This window comes from Arthrobacter sp. zg-Y769, assembly GCF_020907405.1.
Lineage (GTDB): Bacteria > Actinomycetota > Actinomycetes > Actinomycetales > Micrococcaceae > Arthrobacter_B.
The window spans coordinates 1-1,226 of the sequence record NZ_JAJJOE010000023.1 but is presented as its reverse complement, the minus strand read 5'-3'; the positions used below and the strand labels follow the sequence as shown (position 1 = coordinate 1,226).

At 69.6% G+C, this 1,226-nt stretch carries 1 protein-coding gene; it reads left to right on the top strand.

The features are described 5' to 3' along the window. On the top strand, window positions 1-1,226 hold a 1,226-nt coding region (locus tag LOC60_RS16060; protein WP_230026715.1), incomplete at both ends, for an HNH endonuclease.

Genomic DNA, 1,226 nt, shown 5'->3' with positions numbered 1-1,226 from the left:
CAGAGCCGGGGTGGGGAGTGGGTGCTCAGGGCCACTGCTGCCGAGGTCGGTGCCCTGCTGTGCCTGACTAATTTTGCTGCGTTGCGGCTGGTCTCCGATTCGGAGCAGTTGTGCACCCGCTGCCCGGATACATTGGCTGACCTCGAACACGGTGCCATCGATTACCGCAGGGCCCGCACGGTTGTGGACCAGACCGCCGGCCTGCGCCTCGAGGACAGCAGGGTGCTGGAAGCCAAGCTGCTGCCCCTGGCCCCGGGGAAGACCGGTCCGCAGTTCGACCGCACGGCCCGCAGGATCAGGGAGGGGATGTTCCCGCAGACCATTCCGGAGCGCCACCGGGCGGCAGTGTCGGATCGCCGGGTCTGGGTGGAGGACCTGCCGGACGGGATCGGTGTCCTTTCGGCTTTCCTGCCTGCTGCTGCGGCGCACGGGATCTTCAACGGTTTGACCGGCTGCGCCCGCGGGGAGCAGAAGGCAGGGGATTCCCGGACCTTGGATCAGTTGCGTGCCGACGTCTTCGTATCGGCGCTTACCGGCCAGGCGACTCGCTCCATGGCGGAACCGGGCCTGCAGACAGGCAGGGCGGCGGAACCGGGCATGCCGGCAGGTACGGCGGCGGAACCGACGGCAGGGATGCCGATGCGCTCGGCTGCGGAACCGACGGCGGTAAAGCGGGAACCGGGCGGTCGAGACAGGCCGGAAGGGGCGGGAACCGGACCGAGACCATCTTCGCGATCAAGCGAGCCGGGGGTGGGTGCAACCCCGGGTCCCGATGCCCCGCAGGAGCCAGGCGTGCCGGGGGAGGGCTGGTCCGCGGGGGGCTTGCGGGCGGAGGTGATGGTGCTTGTGTCGGCCGAGTCGCTGCTGGGGCTGTCGGATGCGCCGGCGGAGTTGAATGGCTACGGTCCGATCAGTGCCGAGGTCGCCCGGGACCTGCTGGCGAACATGGGCCGGTGGACCGGCTTGCTGCAGGGCGGCGACGGGGAGATCCTGGCAGTGGGCCGGCAGCGCAGGATTCCGCACGCCCTCAAACGCTGGCTGCAGGCCCGTGACGGGACCTGCCGGTTCCCGGGATGCAGCGTGGCGGCAGGGAACTGCGAACTCGACCACACCCTGCCCTGGGCCGTTGGAGGGCCAACCGAGCACGGGAACCTGGCCCACCTATGCAAGAAGCACCACCGGTTCAAGACAGTCGGGTTGTGGAAGGCATGGCAACCGGAGCCGGG